Below are 16,617 nucleotides of genomic sequence, written 5' to 3' on the forward strand. Positions count from 1 at the left end.
AAAGAACCGCTCAACCGGCGCCGCTAACCCCGGGGTAACGGCGCCCATGCGAAGCGGGACCATCCGGATCACCCTCAAGGCCCAAGACCCCGCCATGGCTAACGACTCCGCCATGCTCGCCGCCTCGCTCCCTCAGGCCCGGTCCGGACCGGAGGCGGCGCAGCGTTCCCCCTTCGAGCGCCCGGCGATCGTCTGGCTCATCGTCCTGGCCGGCGCCGTCGGCTTCGCGTCCTGGTCCGGTCTCGGGGCGGTGCTCCGCGACCTGCGCCTGCCGGACACCGACGACGCCATGCGGCTCGTCCAGGTGCGCGACCTCCTCGCCGGCCAGTCCTGGTTCGACCTCGCCCAGCACCGTCACGCGGGCGCGCCGCCGATGCACTGGTCGCGCCTCGTCGATGCGCCGATCGCCGGCCTGATCCTGCTGACGCGGCCCTTCGCCGGGCCGGCCCTGGCGGAGGGGATCGCCGCGGTGATGTGGCCGCTGCTGCTGCTCGGCCTCTACGCCGCGATCCTCTATCGCGGGGTGCGCCGCGCCTTCGGGTGGCGGGCCGCGGCCTTCGCGCTGTTTGCCGGCACGCAGGCGATCTTCGTCACCAGCCTGTTCGCCCCGGGGCGGATCGACCACCACAACGTCCAGATCTGCGCGATCCTCGCCCTGACGGTCAGCCTCGCCCGCCCGGCCCCGACAGCGCGGGACGGGGCGTTCGCGGGCGCGCTCGCGGCCGTCTCCCTGGCGGTCGGGCTCGAGGCGCTGCCGTTCATCGCCGCGGCCGGTCTCGTCCTCGCCGGATTCTGGCTTCGCGACGGGCGCGCCGCGCTGCCGCCCTTCCTCGGGTTCGGCCTCGCCCTCGGGCTCGTCGCCCCGGCGCTCTTCCTCGTCCAGACCGCTCCGGCACTCTGGAGCGCGACCGCTTGCGACGCCCTCTCGCCGCCCTGGCTCTGGCTCACGGCTTCCGCCGCCGTCACGGCCGCGACTGCGGCTGTCGTGCCGGGCGGGCGGGGGATGGGCCTGCGGCTCGGTCTCCTCGCCGCCTGCGGCATCGTGGCGGCCGGCGGTTTCCACGTCCTGTTCCCGGCCTGCGCCGCCGGGCCGTTCACCGGCATGCCCGACCTCGTGCGCCGGGAGTGGCTGGCGAGGGTGCAGGAGATGCTGCCGGTCTGGCAGCTCGTCCGTCTGGCCCCCGACGCGGTCCTCGCCGGCTACCTGCCGGTGCTGATCGGCGCCGTCGCGGCGAGCCTGTGGGCCTGGCGCGGGCGCGATCCTGGGGAACGATGCCTGATGGCCGCGACCGCCGCCGTACTCTGGCTCGGCCTCGCGCTCGGCGTGCCGCAGCTCCGCGGCCTCTACGTCGCCGGCGCCTTCGTGCCCTTGGTGGCCGGTCCGGTCTTCGACCGGGCGGTCGCGCTCCTGCGCGTGCCCGAGGCCGCGCCGCTCCGGCGCGCCGCGGCCCTCGCCCTGAGCCTCGCCCTGTGCGGAAAGGTCTGGCTCCTCGTCGCGTCGATCTGGCCGGCCTCCGCCGGGGCGGACACGGCGCTCGCGGCGGAGCGCGCCGCCTGGCAGAGCTGCGGCGATCCCCGCGCGGTCGCCGCCCTCGACGTCCTGCCGCAGGGGCTGATCCTCGCCCGGATCGATCTCGGGCCCAGCCTGCTCCTGCACGGTCATCACGCCGTCGTGGCGGCGCCCTACCACCGGGCACTGCCGGGCCTCGCCGCCTCGCTCGACGCGTTCCGGGACGCGAGTGCCCTGCCGCAGGTGGCCGCGCGGGTGCGGGCGGACTACATCGTGGCCTGCGCCACCCCGGCGGAGCCGGGCGAGGCTCCGAGCGTCGCGGACCGGATCGGGCGCGGCGAGATCACCCCGCCCGGGCTGGAGCCGATCCCGGTGCCGGACACCCCCTTGCGAGTCTGGCGCCTGGCGGCCGGTGCCGTGAGAGGGTGATCCGTGACCGGGCGTGGCGCCGCGCTCTCCTCCTTCACCGTCCTTCTGGCCCTCCTCCTGGCTCTCCTCGCGGTCCTGGCCGCCGGGGCGGTGATGGTCGCCCGCGGCGAGGAGCCCGGCGGCATCGAGGAGGTCTGGATCGCCCTGTTCGGCCCGCCCGATCTCGGCCCGATTGATTTCGCGGCCCTCCGGCGCGCCCCGTCCCGGAGCGACGCGCTCGCCTGCGCGGTCGATATCTGCCCCCTGGCCCAGACCGACACGGTGCCGCCGGACTTCGCCGTGGCAGGCGCCCGCCTGCGCGAGATCGTCCGGTCGGTCGCCGCGCGCCAGCCGCGCACGGCCCTGGTCTTCACCGACGCTTGGGGCGAGCAGGACCGCTACGTCGCCCGCACCGCCGTGCTGCGCTGCCCCGATACCGTCACGGTCGAGATCGTCGGCCGCGGGGAGGGCCGATCGAGCCTCGCGCTCTACATCCGCAGCCAGACCGGCTGCCCCGTCCCGGCGACGAGCCGCCGGCGCCTGACCCGCTGGCTCGACGAGATCGCGGCGGCGGCCGGAACCGAAGCGAACAAGGGGCGATGATCCGGATGCCGCGCGCCGCACACGAGCACTTGAGCCCTACCGGCGTCCCACCTCTGGCGCCGTTGCCCACCTATCCGGACGTCGTGGTGATCGGCGCCGGCGCCGCCGGGATCGGCGCGGCGCGGCGGCTCCTCGCCCGCGGCCTGTCGGTGGCGGTGCTGGAAGCCCGCCTCCGGCTCGGCGGCCGCACCGTCACCACGTCCCTGCGCGGGCATCCGGTCGATCTCGGGGCCCACTGGCTCCACGCCGGGCCGATCAACCCCCTGGTGGCGCTGGGACTCGCGCGCGGCGAGCCCCTGCGCCGGGCCGCTCAGGAGAATCATCTCTGGGTCGGGCGCCGGCCCGGCCGACCGGCGGAGGAGGCCGCTTTCGGCCGCGCCTGGGCCGTCGCAGACCGGGCGATGACCGACGGCGCGAGGCTGCACGGCGAGGACCGTGCGGCCGCCAGCGCCCTGCCGCCCGGCCTCGGTCCCTGGGGCCAGCGGGTTGCCCTGGTGCACGGCCTCGTCTCGGGCCGGCCGCTCACCGAGGTCAGCCTGCACGACTTTCCGAGCATGGAATACGGCGACAACTTCTTCATCGCCGGCGGCTACGGCGCCTATCTCGCCCGCCTCGCCGCCGGGCTGCCGGTGGCGCTCGCCACCCCCGTCACCGCCCTCGACTGGGCGGGGCAGGGGGTGCGGCTCGATCTCGGGGCGCGCGGGACCTTGCGGGCCCGTGCCGCCCTCGTCACCGCCCCGATGATGGTGATGCAGGAGCCGGCCCCGGCGCTCCGCTTCGCCCCCGACCTGCCCGGTCCGGTCCGCGCGGCGATCGACGGATTCCGCACCGGCATCTACGAGCACGTGGTGCTGCACTGGCCGTCATCGCCGTTCCGCGGCCGCGACCGGCTGGCGAGCCTGATCGGCGGCCGCCTCCAGCCACCGGGCCTGCTGACGCGAGTCGACGGCACGCCGTTCCACTATTTCGAGCTCGACGTGCCCCTGGCCCGGCGCCTCGACGCCGCACGGGCCGGGGCCGACGGCGCGCGGCGGCTGGTGCGCGAGACCCTGGCCGAGCAGGTCGGCCGCGGGTGCTTGCGCGACCTCGCGGTGCCGGCGGTGACCGAGTGGCGCCACGATCCCTGGTCGCGCGGCTCCTGGGCGGTGGTGCCGCCGGGCCATACGGGTGCCCGCGACCTCCTCAAGGAGGCGGTGGGCGAGCGGATCTGGTTTGCCGGCGAGGCCCTGTCACGGGAGCAATGGGGCACGGCGGGCGGCGCCTACGCGGAGGGCGAGCGGGCAGCGGACGCGATCGCGGCGGCGCTCCACTAAAATCCACATTGGGTTTGTTCACCGCGATCCCTAGATTCCCCGCATGCTCACACGTGTCTTCACCCTCCTGCTCCTCATCGGTGTGTCCTGCGCCGCCGAGGCCCAGCCCCTGACCCGCAACGTGCTCAAGGGCACCTGCGAGACGCTCGTCGTCGCCGGGCGCGACGTCAGCCCGACCTGCGGCGAGAGCATTGTCAACACGGTCCAGGGTCGGCGCACCTCGTTCGACTTCACCTCCAGCGACGGCACCACCGTCAGCTTCAGCGGCACCGGCATGCCGCAGGACCGCCAGGAGGAGGTCGGAGTCGACGCGCTCCAGCCGGTCAGCGCCGTGATCCTGTCCGTGAAGGGCCCGGACGGCGGCATCACCCGCGACACCCTGATGACCGTCGGCTCCTGCCGCTTCCCGGCGTCTAGCCCCGGCCGCTCCACGGTCGCCTGCGCGGCCGACACCCAGCGCGGTCGCTTCGAGGGGACGTTCACGACCGCGAGCGAGGCAGCGCCGGGGAGGTAGCCTGAACTGTCAGTCCTTTGATTTTGCTTCGGTTTCCTGGGCAGTCCTGCTAGCCTCCACGCCGATAATCTCCACGACTCGAAGGGTGAGCGAACCGCGATGGTCGATGCACCGACGCCGGACAACACCCTTCTGCTCCGCCAGATGCAGGGGATCCGTCGTGACCTCCACGAGACGCACGAGCGCGAGGCGCGGCTGATCGAACTCGTCAACCGGCTGGCCCTGCGCATGGACGAGGGGTTCGGGCGCGTCCGCGAGGAATTCGGGCGGGTTCGCGAAAATTTCGGCCGCGTGCGCGAGGATATCGGCGGCGTCCGCGGGGAGGTCGCCACCCTCCGGGAAGACGTCGAATCTCTGCAGCGCGATGTCGACGGGCTCCGCGGAGATCTCGTCCTCATGGAGAACCGGGCGCTCACCGCGATCTCCGAGACGCGACGCCTGCCCGAACGTGTCGACGGTCTCACCGACGACGGCGAGTGAACAGGAGACGACTGGAAAGAAGCGGTTTCGGAGGCCAAGTCAGCGAAGGACGTCTGTCCGGATCGCCAGATCGGAAGTTTTTCATGATCGGTCGGATGATCAGCACCGTGAGCTGTCGTTCCGCTGCCGGCGCCAGGCAGGCACGATCACCGGACGATAATCCGGCGGCCCGCGTCGCACCGCGCAGCCCGCCTGCAGCAATGGCGTGTTGCCGTTCGAAGGGAATGATGTCGCCGTGCAATGGATCGGGCATGGCGGCAACCATCTCCCGCGTGCCGCCCCGCTCGACGAGCTTTGCAACCACTTACGAACAATTTACGGCCCCCATGATGGCCGTCCCGAGCGCAATCCGCACTCGCTCCTCTCCCGGTTCGTTGATGAGCAGGACGAGCAGAGCGGAGGCATCCAGGACGTAGCGCTCGGTCAATCCCCGTCGCCGCTGCTCTCGGCCCAGCAGTCCGCGATCAGCTCATCGGCGAAGCTGACGCCATCCGGCACGAGCTGCCGCATGATCCTGCGGGCATTGTTGATGGCGGAAGCCAGGGATTTGACGTGAAGCTCACCGTCGACGACCTCGACGATGACGGTATCGCCGATATTGATTCTGAGCTGTACCGGAACTCCGCCGGGATGGTGAGCATCTCGCCAGCCTCGATTTTGGCGGCCTGTGAGGTCACGACCCGCTTTCCATGCCTTGATCGATGCGTGATACCGCCGCACCTTCGAACGGACGCGTTCGAAGGTGCCAGGCAAGCCCGAATGGGCGCCGGCGCTGACGCGTCGATGCGAAGGCATGAGAGTAGGCTCGCAATACGGATGGGACCCGAGGAGCGCGGAACCGCGATCGGCACCTCGCGAGGACTCGACCTGGGCAGGGTCCTGCCGGGGCACACCGCCCGTTGCGTCAGCGCCGCGACCCACGATCCAGCCCCGCCTTGCGCAGGGCATCCGCCAGCGCCCCGCCGCCCGCCGGCTCCTCGCGGCGCCCCTGCTGGCGCAGGGCGTCGCGGCGGGGCGCGTCGCGATGCTGACCGCTCGATTGCCGGGCGCCGATCTCGTCGTCGAGGCGCATGGTGAGCGAGATGCGCTTGCGCGGCGCATCGACGTCCAGCACCTTCACCCGCACCACGTCGCCGGGCTTCACCACCGCCCGCGGGTCCTTCACGAAGGTCTTGGACAGGGCCGAGATGTGGACGAGCCCGTCCTGATGCACGCCGATATCGACGAAGGCGCCGAAGGCGGCGACGTTGGTCACCACCCCCTCCAGCACCATGCCGGGCTTGAGGTCGCTGATGGTTTCGACGCCCTCCTGGAAGGTCGCGGTCCTGAAGGTCGGGCGCGGGTCGCGGCCGGGCTTCTCCAGCTCGGCGATGATGTCGGTGACGGTCGGCAACCCGAAGGACTCGTCGGTGAAGGTCCTGGGGTTCAGGCCTTTCAGCACCGTTCCGTTGCCGATCACCGCCTTGATGTCGCTCTTCGTCGCCTGGAGGATGCGGCGCACCACCGGATAGGCCTCCGGGTGCACGCCCGAGGCGTCGAGCGGGTCGTCGCCGTTCTGGATCCGCAGGAAGCCCGCCGACAACTCGAACGCCTTCGGTCCGAGCCCCGCGACCTTCTTCAGCCCCGTGCGGCTGCGGAACGGCCCGTTGGTGTCGCGATGCGCGACAATGTTCTGCGCCACCCGCTCGCTCAAGCCGGAGACCCGGGCCAGCAGCGGGCCGGAGGCGGTGTTGACGTCGACTCCGACGCCGTTCACGCAATCCTCCACCACCGCGTCGAGGGAGCGCGACAGCTTTGCCTCCGCCAGATCGTGCTGGTACTGGCCGACGCCGATCGCCTTCGGCTCGATCTTCACCAGTTCTGCCAGCGGGTCCTGCAGGCGCCGGGCGATCGAGACCGCACCGCGCAACGACACGTCGAGCCCCGGCAGTTCCTGGCTCGCATAGGCCGAGGCCGAGTAGACCGAGGCGCCGGCCTCCGACACCATGACCTTGGTGAGCGTCAGCTCCGGTTGCTTGGCGATCAGCTCGGCGGCCAGCCGATCGGTCTCCCGGGAGGCGGTGCCGTTGCCGATGGCGACGAGCTCCACCCCATGCGCCCGGCAGAGCTTCGCCAGGGTCATCAGCGACCCGTTCCAGTCGCGCCGCGGCTCGTGCGGGTAGATCGTGTCGGTGGCCACGACCTTGCCGGTGGCGTCCACCACCGCGACCTTCACGCCGGTACGGTAGCCCGGATCGAGGCCGAGCGTCGGCCGGGCCCCGGCGGGCGCCGCGAGCAGCAGGTCGCGCAGGTTGCCGGCGAAGACCCGTACGGCCTCCGTCTCGGCGGCGTCCCATAGCCGGGCGCGCAGGTCGAGCTCGATCGAGAGCCGGAGCTTGGTGCGCCAGGCCCAGCGCACCGCCTCCATCAGCCAGCGGTCGCCGGGCCGGCCGCGGTCCTGGATCCCCACTGACAGCGCGATGCGGCCATCGTAGAGGCTCTGCGCATCGACGCCTTCCGGGGCCTCGTCGAGGCGCAGGTCCAGCACCTCCTCCTTCTCGCCCCGGAACAGGGCCAGCACCCGGTGCGAGGGGAGGCGCGTCAGGGGCTCGGAGAAGTCGAAATAGTCGGAGAACTTGGCGCCGGCCTGCTCCTTGCCCACGCGCACCCGCGAGACGAGCTTGCCGCGGGCCCAGAACGCCTCGCGCAACTGCCCGACCAGCTCGGCATTCTCGGCGAAGCGCTCGACCAGGATGGCCCGGGCGCCCTCCAGAGCCGCCTCCGGCGTCGCCACGCCCTTCCCCTCGTCGACGAACGGGGCGGCGGCATGCAGCGGCACCTGATCGGGACGGGTCAGCAGCGCCTCGGCGAGCGGACCGAGGCCCGCCTCGCGGGCGATCTGCGCCTTGGTGCGGCGCTTCGGCTTGAACGGCAGGTAGAGGTCCTCGAGCCGCGCCTTGGTGTCCGCGGCGAGGATCTGGCCCTTCAGCGCGTCGTCGAGCTTGCCCTGCGCGCCCACGCTCTCGAGGATCGCGGCACGGCGCGCCTCCAGCTCGCGCAGGTACCGCAGGCGCTCCTCGAGCGTGCGCAGCTGCGCGTCATCGAGGGTGCCGGTCGCCTCCTTGCGGTAGCGGGCGATGAACGGCACCGTCGACCCGCCGTCCAGAAGCTCCACCGCCGCCTTGACCTGCCAGTCCTGCGCGCCGAGTTCGATGGCGATGCGCTGGGTGATGCTGGACATGACGACTCCGCGATTCGGGGGCGACGGGGAGGCGTGTCCTTAGAGGGGTTGGGCGCGCGTTGGAAGGGTGGCTCCGCCCCCCGTCAGGCGTTCGGGGCGCCAGGCGCCTTCGCAGCCCGTCCGTCCGGGCGCCGCGACCAGGTCTCGCGCTCGGCACGTGGGAACAGGGCGCAGCACGCGACCTGGCTCAACGCGATGACGGGGAGGAGCAGGATGAAGCCGAGGACCACCTTGTCGACCCCTCCCGGCAGGCGCCAGAGCGCCGCGCCGTCCATGATCGCGAGGACCAGGCTCAGTTGCCCGCCCATGAGCCAGCCGTAGCGCTGGCCGGCCGGCAAGCGCCGCTCGGCCCATGGCAGCGTCACCCCGAAGACCACGATGGACCAGGCCACCAGACCGGCCACCAGGGGGATCAGGGCAGGATCCAGCGTGCCGGTCAGCACGATGCGCATGACGTGGAAGAGCGCCGCACCGACGCCGCCCGCGACGAGGAGAAAGAGGAAACGGGGCATGCCGGGCTCCCGCGCGGGCTGATCGCCCTTGCCGTTGCGACAGTCACACCCAACCAGCCCTTAGGTCAAGCGAGGTGCGCGCGGCCGTAGCCAAGTATCCGGGGCCGTCGTCCGGAATCGAAGGCGGGTGGCCGTCGAGAATCGGCCACCCGCTGGACTTGGTGGAAGCGTCGAGCGCGTCTCAGCGCACTCCGCCCGCCGGCAGCACTCCGGTCGGGGCCGGGACGCGGCGCATCCGCTCGCGGTGGGCGGTGTAGAGGCCGCTGCCGCAGATCACCAGCACGCCGAGGCCCATATAGGCGTCGGGCACCGTGCCGAAGAACAGGAAGCCGAGGAGGCCGGCCCAGATGATCTGGCTGTAGGAGAACGGCACCAGGGTCGAAGCCGGGGCGTGGCGATAGGCGATGGTGACGATCCAGTGCCCGGCGGTCGAGATGAAGCCGATGGCGGCGCCGATCGCGACCTGGGTCAGGTTCGGGGTCTCCCAGACGAAGGGCACGATCGCCGACAGGATCAGGAAGCCGACGATCGCCGACCAGGTCATGGTGGTCTGCGGTGCGTCGTAGCCGTTGATCTTGCGGGTCACGACCAGGGCGGCAGCCCAGAACAGGGCCGAGACGATCGGCAGGATGGCCGCGGCCTGGAACGCGCTGGTGCCCGGCCGCACGATGATCAGTACGCCGAGGAGGCCGACGAGGGAGGCGATCCAGCGGCGGGCGCCGACCTTCTCGCCGAGCACCGGGATCGACAGGGCAGTGACGAAGATCGGCGACACGAAGGCGATCGCGGTGATCTCGGCCACCGGCAGGGTGCGCAGGCCAGCGAGGAAGAGGAGGGAGGATCCGACGAGGGCGATGCCGCGCACCACCTGCAGGCCCGGCCGCGCACTGCGGAACGGTGAGGCGCCTCGCTTGAGCTGCGCGCGCACCAGGGCGGCGACCAGCATCACGGCGAGGAAGCCGACGTAGCGCAGCCACGCCACCTCGATTCCGGAGAGCTGCCCGGTGAGGTACTTGGCAGTGGCGTCGGAGCTCGACAGGAAGACGGTGGAGATCACCACCAGCACGATGCCGCGCAGCGGCTGGTCGCCGAGCAGGGCCGGCAGGGCCGGGCGGGCGGAGGGGGCGGCGGCGACGGGGAGTGTCAGGGTGGCCACGGGGCTAACGGCGGGTGCGGATGAGGGACCTCATCTGTAGCATCGCCCCGGCCAGCTCAGCCGTGCCGATTGCGCGCCACGGCCATGCTGCCTGATCAGCCCTAGTTAAGGCGCGCTTTACCGGATCGTGTCGGGCCGGCGGCGACTTGCGAGATCGCCGCCATCATCCCGCCGCAAGCGTTACGGGTGTAACCTGAAAGAACCATGAAGACTTTTCGTCTTCGCCGGAACCGGGTTTGGAATTGCGTGTTGTTTCGCCCGCGCAGGGTCAAGGCCCTGCGCGGGCGCAAGTGGCGGCAGCCTGTCAGCAGCAGCGGAAGCCGCCGCGGCCGCCGACGCCGAAGCGGGCGTTCTGACGCTCGCGGAAGAACTCCGTCGGGGTCATCGGCTCCTGGTCGGGGTGAGTCTTGCGGATATGGGCGACGTAGGTGTCGTAATTGCCCTGGCCGACCATCAGCCGCGCGCCGTCGCAGACGCAGCGCGTCAGGGCCGCCCAGCGCTCCCGCAGGGCCTGACCGTTCACTTGCCCGTTCAGTTGGGCCTTCATCGGCTCACTCCGCCGCCGCCGGCATCGCCCGCGGATCCGCCTCGACGGCGGTCCAGCGGTCGGTGCGGTAGGCCTTGAGGCAGGCCCGGACGCCGAAGGCGATGATCGCCACCACGACGCCGACGAAGACGAGCGCCAGCACCGCGTCGATGCGGTCGTTGAAGATGATCTGGCGCATCTGGTCGGCGCTCTTGGCCGGGGCCAGCACCTTGCCCTCGGCGAGCGCGGTCGCGTAGCGGTCGGCATGCGCCAGGAAGCCCACCCGCGGATCGGCGGAGAAGACCTTCTGGAGGCCGGCGGTCAGGGTGCAGGCGACCAGCCAGAGCGTCGGCACGATGGTGACGAGGGCGTATCGCTCCCGCTTCATCTTGAAGATGACCACGGTGCAGAGGGTCAGGGCGATCGCCGCCAGCATCTGGTTCGAGATGCCGAAGAGCGGCCACAGGGTGTTCACGCCGCCGAGGGGATCGGTGACGCCCTGGTAGAGGAAGAAGCCCCAGGCCGCGACGCAGAGGCCCGTCGCCACGATGCTCGGGCCCCAGGACGCCGTGTCCTTGAAGGCCGGCACCGCGACGCCGATCAGGTCCTGGAGCATGAAGCGCCCGGCCCGCGTCCCGGCATCGACGGCGGTGAGGATGAACAGGGCCTCGAACAGGATGGCGAAGTGGTACCAGAACGCCATCATCGTCTTGCCGCCGATGACGCTCGAGATGATGTGGGCCATGCCCACCGCCAGGGTCGGCGCGCCGCCGGCCCGCGAGATCACCGTGTGCTCGCCGACATCGGCCGCGGTCTGCTTGATGGTGTCGGCGGTGATCGGGAAGCCCATGGCGGTGACCGCCGCGGACGCGCTCTCCGGCGTGGTGCCGACCACAGCGGCCGGCGAGTTCATGGTGAAGTACACGCCCGGATCGATGACGCTGGCGGCGACGAGCGCCATCACGGCGACGAACGATTCCATCAGCATGCCGCCATAGCCGATGAAGCGGGCATTGACCTCGTTGTCGATCAGCTTCGGGGTGGTGCCCGAGGAGATCAGGCTGTGAAAGCCCGACACCGCGCCGCAGGCGATGGTGATGAACAGGAACGGGAACAGCGAGCCCGACCAGACCGGTCCCGTGCCGTCGACGAACTTCGTCACCGCCGGCATCTGGAGATGGGGCGCCAGCACCAGGATGCCGAGCGCCAGGCCCACGATGGTGCCGATCTTGAGGAAGGTCGAGAGATAGTCGCGCGGCGCCAGCAGCAGCCAGACCGGCAGGATCGAGGCGACGAAGCCGTAGCCGATCAGCATCCAGCACAGCTGCGTGCCCGTGAAGGTGAACATCGCCGCGAGGGCGGGATCCTCGGCGACGGTCTGGCCGAAGATGATCGCCGCCATCAGCAGCACGAAGCCGAGGATCGAGACCTCGCCGATGCGGCCCGGGCGGATCCAGCGCGAGTAGACGCCCATCAGCAGCGCGATCGGGATCGTCGCCATCACCGTGAAGGTGCCCCATGGGCTCTCGGCCAGCGCCTTGACGACGATGAGCGCCAGCACCGCCAGGATGATGACCATGATCAGGAAGGCGCCGAACAGCGCGACGATTCCGGGAATCGTGCCGAGCTCGGCGCGGATCAGCTCGCCGAGCGAGCGGCCGTCACGGCGCATCGAGACGAACAGCACCATGAAGTCCTGCACGGCGCCGGCCAGCACCACACCGGCGAGGATCCACAGCAGACCCGGCAGGTAGCCCATCTGGGCGGCGAGCACCGGGCCGACCAGTGGGCCGGCGCCCGCGATCGCCGCGAAGTGGTGGCCGAACAGCACGTACTTGTCTGTCGGGACGTAATCGAGCCCGTCATTGTGACGGACCGCCGGGGTCTCGCGGGTCGGATCGAGCCGCATGATGCGGTCGGCGATGTAGAGCGAGTAGTAGCGGTAGGCGATGAGGTAGACCGAGACCGCCGCGACGACGATCCAGAGGGCGTTGATGGTCTCGCCGCGCTGCGTCGCCACCACGGCGAGGGCGGCGGCTCCGAGCGCGCCCACGAGGGCCCAGGGGCCGTGCTTCCGGACGGCTGTCATGAAGGTCATCCTCCCGGCTTCGCCGCCGGGCAGGACAGGCTTCGGCGGCTTCCTTCGACTTTCGGGTAAAGGAAACGTCGAGGGCTGCCAATGCGGCGGCCGGTCGGGGGTGTCGGGGGAGGATTAGACTTTCGTCGTAGGGATGGATGAGCGGCGGTTCAGATCCGTGGTGGAAAGATCTGATGCGCTCCGTCGTCGTTCCGGGGCCACGCAGCAGAGCCCGGACTGCCGCAGGCAGGCCCGGAAGCGCTGCAGTGCCAGGAAGAGGCGAGTATCGTTCCGCCTCGTTAGTTGCCACCTGAGTGTCCTGATCCAGGGCTCTCGACTGCGGCGAGCCCCGTAATGACGTGGTGGACTGGATGCCGTACAGATCTAGCTCTGACGATATCTGCGAGATCTTGTTTGGAAGCCGATCAGCTCGACGGCAATCCTGCCAGGATATGATCGTAATCCAGGTTCGCCGTCTCGATCACGATCTGGGTCCGGCTGATGACCCCGAGCTTGCGCAGGATCTCCGAGACGTGGGCCTTGACGGTGGAATCGCCGACGCCGAGTTCGTGGGCGATCTGCTTGTTGAGCTTGCCCTGGCGGATCATCAGCAGCACCCGCACCTGCTGCGGGGTCAGCTCTGCGATGCGCTCGGCGATCGGCGCCTTGCCGGGCTTGCGGCCGGGAGCCTCGGCGGGGCCCGAGAGGCCTTCGGGCACGAACACCGCCCCGTTGAGCACGTCGGTGATGGCGCGGATCAGCACCGGCTTGCCGGCGGCCTTGGGCACGAAGCCGGCGGCGCCGTGGGCGAGCGCCTCGCGCACGATGCGCGGATCGTCGAGGCCCGACACGACCAGGACCGGGATGCGCGGGAAGCGGGTGCGGATGGCGATCAGCCCGTCGAAGCCGTTGACGCCCTGCATGGTGAGGTCGAGGAGCGTCAGGTCGATCGAGCGGCCGCGGGACAGGGCCGCGCAGGCGCTCTCGATGCCGTCCGCCTCCTCGACCTCGGCGGCCGGGAAGGCGAGGCGGACCGCGCTGCTCAGGGCATCGCGGAACAGCGGGTGATCGTCGACGATGATCAGGTGCATGTCCGACCCCTCCGCGACGGGCGTCGGCGCTCCGTCCGGCCGTGGAAGAGACACCCCAGGGGCCGGACTGGTCAATCCCACCATTGCAGCGGATCATCCTCTCGCAGGCGCATGGCCTGGCGGCACGCGCTCTCGCAGGTCGAGCACAGCAACGCCGCCGCACCCATAAGTCGAAGAAAAAGTTACCACGCGGCCACCGCAGCAGCCACCATGCTTTGGTACGGATCCTTCTTTGGGGCGGACCCTCGGCTTTGGTATGGATCCGCGGCGGCCACCCTGCTCCCTGCACATTGGTCCAATGGTGGGCGGCGGCCACCCGGTCCTATCGTCGTGCGACCTCGGCGGCCGAAGGACCTCCTCACCGCGGAGCGGGTGGGAGCGGAGCGTGGCATCTGGCGGCGGCGTCGCGTGGGGCGGCGTGGTCGCTGATCGCGGGGGCGATCGCCCGACCGCTCCCCAGCGCAGGCGTGGCCGCCGCACCGGCCGCGCCTGCGCACCTAATAACGATCGTCCTCCGTTTCCCCGTCGAGGCTGATGCCAGCGGCCGCAATTGCCAGCTGCATCCCGTCGCAGCATAATGCGGGCAATGCCGCCATGGAGCCGGCGATAGGGGGAGGGACCGCGTGGCGCGGTGTATTTCTGCGCGAGCCATGTCGGGTGAGGACACGCGCACACGCTCGCATCGCTGCGGGATCCAGACCGCCTGGACCGAGGCGGCCGGGGCCGAGGCCGCCGCGGCGGCGCTCGCCGCTTCCCTCGATACTGCCCGCATCGCCCACCTCGTCATCTTCTTCTCGCCGGCCTACGGGGTCGAGGCGCTGAACGCCGCGCTCGCCGGCGCCTTCCCGGGCGTGCGGATCGCCGGCTGCACCTCGTCGGGCGAGATCAGCCCGATGGCCGGGCTCGACCGCGGCCTCGTGGCGATCGCCTTCCCACACGAAGGGTTCCGCATCGCCTCGACGGTGCTGGAGGCGGTCGACCACCTCGACGCCGAGCGGGCCGCGGCCTCGATCCGTTCGCTTCGCTGCGCCCACGAGCGGATCTCCCGCGGCGGGCAGCGTTTCGCCATCTCGCTGATCGACGGCCTCGCCAATGCCGAGGAGACGGTGATCGCCGCGATCAACTACGGGCTCGACGGGGTGCCCCTCGTCGGCGGCTCGGCCGGGGACGAGCTGACCTTCTCCGAGACCGCCCTCATCCATGACGGACGGGTGCACCGGCGGGCCGCGATCCTGCTGCTGATCGAGTCCGACTTCCCCGTCGAGATCTTCAAGAACGACAATTTCGAGCCGACCGGCGTCAAGTTCGTTGTCACCGAGACCGACCACGAGCAGCGGACCGTGCGCGAGCTCAACGCCGAGCCGGCGGCGGTCGAATACGCCAACGCGCTCGGGCTCGATCCCGACGCGCTCACCCCCACGAGCTTCGCGGCGCACCCGCTCGTCGTGCGGGTCGGCGGCGACTATTTCTGCCGCTCGATCCGCCACCTCAACCCCGACCAGTCGCTGAGCTTCCACTGTGCCATCGAGAGCGGCGTGGTGCTGACGCTGGCGCGCCAGAAGGACCTGGTCGAGGCGGCCCGGGAGGAACTGGCCCGGCTCGACGCGCGCCTCGGCGGCGTCGACCTGGTGATCGGCTTCGAATGCGTGCTGCGCCGCCTCGACGCCGAGATCCACCAGGCTCGTCACAGCATCGCCGAGCTCTACCGGCACTACAACGTCGTCGGCTTCGAGACCTATGGCGAGCAGTACCGCTCGATGCACCTGAACCAGACCTTCACGGGCATCGCCATCGGGCGGCCCGCCGGTCCGTGACCGGGGACGAGCCGAGGGCCGGCGACGACGTCGCGGCTCTCCACCGCCGTATCGCCAAGCTGGAGCGCATCAACGCCGCCCTGATGTCCCAGGTCGAGCGCACGATGGACCAGCGCGGCAGCGCCTACTCGCTGTTCCAGACCGCCATCACCCTCGAGGGCCAAGTGCGCTCCCGCACCGAGGAACTGACGGCGCTGATGCGCAGCCTGGAGCGTTCGAACCAGGACCTCACCGCGGCCAAGGAGGAGGCCGAGCGGGCCAACCGCTCGAAGACCCGCTTTCTCGCCGCCGCGAGCCACGACCTGCTCCAGCCCCTCAACGCGGCGCGGCTGTCGCTCTCGGCGCTCGCCGACATGCGGGTCGGACCGGAGGCGCGGAGCATCGTCGGCCAGGTCGAGCGGGGCTTGCAGACGATCGAGGACCTGATCAAGACTCTGCTGGATATCTCGAAGCTCGATGCCGGGCTGATCCAGCCGGTGGTGCGGCCGGTGCTCGTCGGCGACGTGCTGGAGAGCATCGAGGCGAGCTTCGGGCCGCTCGCGGCGCGCAAGGGCCTGCGCCTGTCGGTGCGCGGCGGGCAGGCCTGGGTGGCGAGCGACCTCGTGCTGCTCCAGCGCATCCTGCAGAACCTGGTCTCGAACGCGATCCGCTACACCGCCGCCGGCGGCGTGCTGGTCGCGGCGCGCAAGCGCGGGCCCGAGATCCGCATCGACGTGGTCGATTCCGGGGCCGGCATCCCGGAGGACGAGCAGGACCTGATCTTCGAGGAGTTCCATCGCGGCGGGCGCGAGAGCGTCGACGGCGAGATCGCGCTCGGCCTCGGCCTGTCGATCGTGCGCCGCTCGGCCCAGGCCCTGGGGCACCCCTTGAGCCTTGAATCCCGGGTCGGCCACGGCTCGCGCTTCAGCCTGCACCTCCCGCCCTGCGCCCCCGAGCCGCCCCGGCCCGCCCCCTCGCTGGTGCCGCCGACGAGCCTCACCGGCGCCCGCATCGCCCTCATCGAGAACGACAAGGCGGCGCTGGAGGCCCTGGCGCGGCTCTTCCACGGCTGGGACGCCAACGCCTTCGCGGCGCGTGACCACCTGAGCCTGGTGCGGCTCCTCGGCACGACCTGGAGCCCCGACGTCGTCGTCGCCGACTTCCACCTCGACGGCGGTGCCTGCGGCCTCGACACCGTGGCCTGGCTGCGCTCCGTCCACGGCCACGACATCCCGGCGGTCATCACCACCGCCGACCACTCCTCCGAGGTCGAGGCGCGCGTGCGGGCGGCGCGCTGCGAGCTGGTGCACAAGCCGTTGAAGCCCGCCCAGCTGCGGGCGCTGCTCGCCCATCTGCTGAGCCGCGGCTGAGCCCGCGCGCGGCGACGCCGCGATTGTTTCAAAAGATTTCGCAA

At 71.0% G+C, this 16,617-nt stretch carries 15 protein-coding genes; 7 read left to right on the forward strand and 8 right to left on the reverse strand.

Features of this window, described 5'->3' with window-relative positions:
- Positions 1-94: 94 nt before the first annotated feature.
- The 5 genes from MFF64_RS17080 (at position 95) to MFF64_RS17100 (ending at position 4,828) form a co-directional block, all read left to right on the forward strand.
- Positions 95-1,939, forward strand: a complete 1,845-nt coding sequence (locus MFF64_RS17080; RefSeq protein ID WP_238191663.1) for a hypothetical protein — start codon at positions 95-97, stop codon at positions 1,937-1,939.
- Between the two features lie 3 nt (positions 1,940-1,942).
- The gene (locus MFF64_RS17085; protein WP_238191665.1) at positions 1,943-2,521 is read left to right on the forward strand and encodes a hypothetical protein; all 579 of its coding nucleotides are present in this window, start codon (positions 1,943-1,945) and stop codon (positions 2,519-2,521) included.
- A 5-nt stretch (positions 2,522-2,526) separates the two neighbouring features.
- The gene (locus MFF64_RS17090) at positions 2,527-3,834 is read left to right on the forward strand and encodes a flavin monoamine oxidase family protein (RefSeq protein WP_238191666.1); all 1,308 of its coding nucleotides are present in this window, start codon (positions 2,527-2,529) and stop codon (positions 3,832-3,834) included.
- A gap of 43 nt (positions 3,835-3,877) precedes the next feature.
- On the forward strand, positions 3,878-4,348 hold the full coding sequence (locus tag MFF64_RS17095) for a hypothetical protein (RefSeq protein WP_099908297.1): 471 nt from the start codon (positions 3,878-3,880) through the stop codon (positions 4,346-4,348).
- 99 nt (positions 4,349-4,447) lie between these two features.
- Positions 4,448-4,828, forward strand: coding sequence for a hypothetical protein (locus MFF64_RS17100; protein WP_099908300.1), 381 nt, complete (start codon positions 4,448-4,450; stop codon positions 4,826-4,828).
- Here MFF64_RS17100 and MFF64_RS17105 read toward each other — a convergent pair.
- The 8 genes from MFF64_RS17105 to MFF64_RS17140 all read right to left on the reverse strand — a co-directional run bounded on the left by MFF64_RS17105 (position 4,809) and on the right by MFF64_RS17140 (position 13,410).
- Positions 4,809-5,081 (reverse strand): PIN domain-containing protein, encoded by a 273-nt coding sequence (locus MFF64_RS17105; RefSeq protein ID WP_238191668.1) that lies wholly within the window; start codon positions 5,079-5,081, stop codon positions 4,809-4,811. The two genes, MFF64_RS17100 and MFF64_RS17105, sit on opposite strands and share 20 nt — an antisense overlap.
- A gap of 170 nt (positions 5,082-5,251) precedes the next feature.
- On the reverse strand, positions 5,252-5,623 hold the full coding sequence (locus tag MFF64_RS17110; RefSeq protein ID WP_207768257.1) for a hypothetical protein: 372 nt from the start codon (positions 5,621-5,623) through the stop codon (positions 5,252-5,254).
- A 109-nt stretch (positions 5,624-5,732) separates the two neighbouring features.
- Positions 5,733-8,048 carry a Tex family protein gene (locus tag MFF64_RS17115; RefSeq protein ID WP_099908302.1) on the reverse strand — a complete coding sequence of 772 codons (2,316 nt, stop codon included), beginning with the start codon at positions 8,046-8,048 and terminating at the stop codon, positions 5,733-5,735.
- 83 nt (positions 8,049-8,131) lie between these two features.
- Positions 8,132-8,560 carry a hypothetical protein gene (locus MFF64_RS17120; RefSeq protein WP_099908304.1) on the reverse strand — a complete coding sequence of 143 codons (429 nt, stop codon included), beginning with the start codon at positions 8,558-8,560 and terminating at the stop codon, positions 8,132-8,134.
- Between the two features lie 181 nt (positions 8,561-8,741).
- Positions 8,742-9,707 carry a DMT family transporter gene (locus MFF64_RS17125; RefSeq protein ID WP_238191717.1) on the reverse strand — a complete coding sequence of 322 codons (966 nt, stop codon included), beginning with the start codon at positions 9,705-9,707 and terminating at the stop codon, positions 8,742-8,744.
- 313 nt (positions 9,708-10,020) lie between these two features.
- The gene (locus tag MFF64_RS17130) at positions 10,021-10,263 is read right to left on the reverse strand and encodes a YbdD/YjiX family protein (protein WP_099906045.1); all 243 of its coding nucleotides are present in this window, start codon (positions 10,261-10,263) and stop codon (positions 10,021-10,023) included.
- A 4-nt stretch (positions 10,264-10,267) separates the two neighbouring features.
- Complete coding sequence (locus MFF64_RS17135) at positions 10,268-12,331, reverse strand: carbon starvation CstA family protein (protein ID WP_099906049.1); 2,064 nt, start codon at positions 12,329-12,331, stop codon at positions 10,268-10,270.
- A gap of 413 nt (positions 12,332-12,744) precedes the next feature.
- The gene (locus MFF64_RS17140) at positions 12,745-13,410 is read right to left on the reverse strand and encodes a response regulator (RefSeq protein WP_099906043.1); all 666 of its coding nucleotides are present in this window, start codon (positions 13,408-13,410) and stop codon (positions 12,745-12,747) included.
- A 650-nt stretch (positions 13,411-14,060) separates the two neighbouring features.
- Between MFF64_RS17140 and MFF64_RS17145 the strand changes: the two genes are divergently transcribed.
- Both MFF64_RS17145 and MFF64_RS17150 read left to right on the forward strand, forming a co-directional pair.
- The gene (locus tag MFF64_RS17145) at positions 14,061-15,224 is read left to right on the forward strand and encodes an FIST N-terminal domain-containing protein (RefSeq protein ID WP_099906041.1); all 1,164 of its coding nucleotides are present in this window, start codon (positions 14,061-14,063) and stop codon (positions 15,222-15,224) included.
- Between the two features lie 83 nt (positions 15,225-15,307).
- Positions 15,308-16,573, forward strand: coding sequence for an ATP-binding response regulator (locus MFF64_RS17150; protein WP_238191719.1), 1,266 nt, complete (start codon positions 15,308-15,310; stop codon positions 16,571-16,573).
- The last annotated feature ends 44 nt before the right edge of the window (positions 16,574-16,617 follow it).

The sequence above is a fragment of the Methylobacterium frigidaeris genome (assembly GCF_022179185.1).
Lineage (GTDB): Bacteria > Pseudomonadota > Alphaproteobacteria > Rhizobiales > Beijerinckiaceae > Methylobacterium > Methylobacterium frigidaeris.

What these genes read in the sequence shown, in the direction of transcription:
- MFF64_RS17080 (WP_238191663.1), top strand. Translation starts at nt 95, where the DNA reads ATGGCTAACGACTCCGCCATGCTCGCCGCCTCGCTCCCTCAGGCCCGG.
- MFF64_RS17090 (WP_238191666.1), top strand. Translation starts at nt 2,527, where the DNA reads ATGCCGCGCGCCGCACACGAGCACTTGAGCCCTACCGGCGTCCCACCT.
- MFF64_RS17095 (WP_099908297.1), top strand. Translation starts at nt 3,878, where the DNA reads ATGCTCACACGTGTCTTCACCCTCCTGCTCCTCATCGGTGTGTCCTGC.
- MFF64_RS17100 (WP_099908300.1), top strand. Translation starts at nt 4,448, where the DNA reads ATGGTCGATGCACCGACGCCGGACAACACCCTTCTGCTCCGCCAGATG.
- MFF64_RS17105 (WP_238191668.1), bottom strand. Translation starts at nt 5,081, where the DNA reads ATGCCCGATCCATTGCACGGCGACATCATTCCCTTCGAACGGCAACAC.
- MFF64_RS17110 (WP_207768257.1), bottom strand. Translation starts at nt 5,623, where the DNA reads ATGCCTTCGCATCGACGCGTCAGCGCCGGCGCCCATTCGGGCTTGCCT.
- MFF64_RS17115 (WP_099908302.1), bottom strand. Translation starts at nt 8,048, where the DNA reads ATGTCCAGCATCACCCAGCGCATCGCCATCGAACTCGGCGCGCAGGAC.
- MFF64_RS17120 (WP_099908304.1), bottom strand. Translation starts at nt 8,560, where the DNA reads ATGCCCCGTTTCCTCTTTCTCCTCGTCGCGGGCGGCGTCGGTGCGGCG.
- MFF64_RS17130 (WP_099906045.1), bottom strand. Translation starts at nt 10,263, where the DNA reads ATGAAGGCCCAACTGAACGGGCAAGTGAACGGTCAGGCCCTGCGGGAG.
- MFF64_RS17135 (WP_099906049.1), bottom strand. Translation starts at nt 12,331, where the DNA reads ATGACAGCCGTCCGGAAGCACGGCCCCTGGGCCCTCGTGGGCGCGCTC.
- MFF64_RS17140 (WP_099906043.1), bottom strand. Translation starts at nt 13,410, where the DNA reads ATGCACCTGATCATCGTCGACGATCACCCGCTGTTCCGCGATGCCCTG.
- MFF64_RS17145 (WP_099906041.1), top strand. Translation starts at nt 14,061, where the DNA reads ATGTCGGGTGAGGACACGCGCACACGCTCGCATCGCTGCGGGATCCAG.
- MFF64_RS17150 (WP_238191719.1), top strand. Translation starts at nt 15,308, where the DNA reads ATGTCCCAGGTCGAGCGCACGATGGACCAGCGCGGCAGCGCCTACTCG.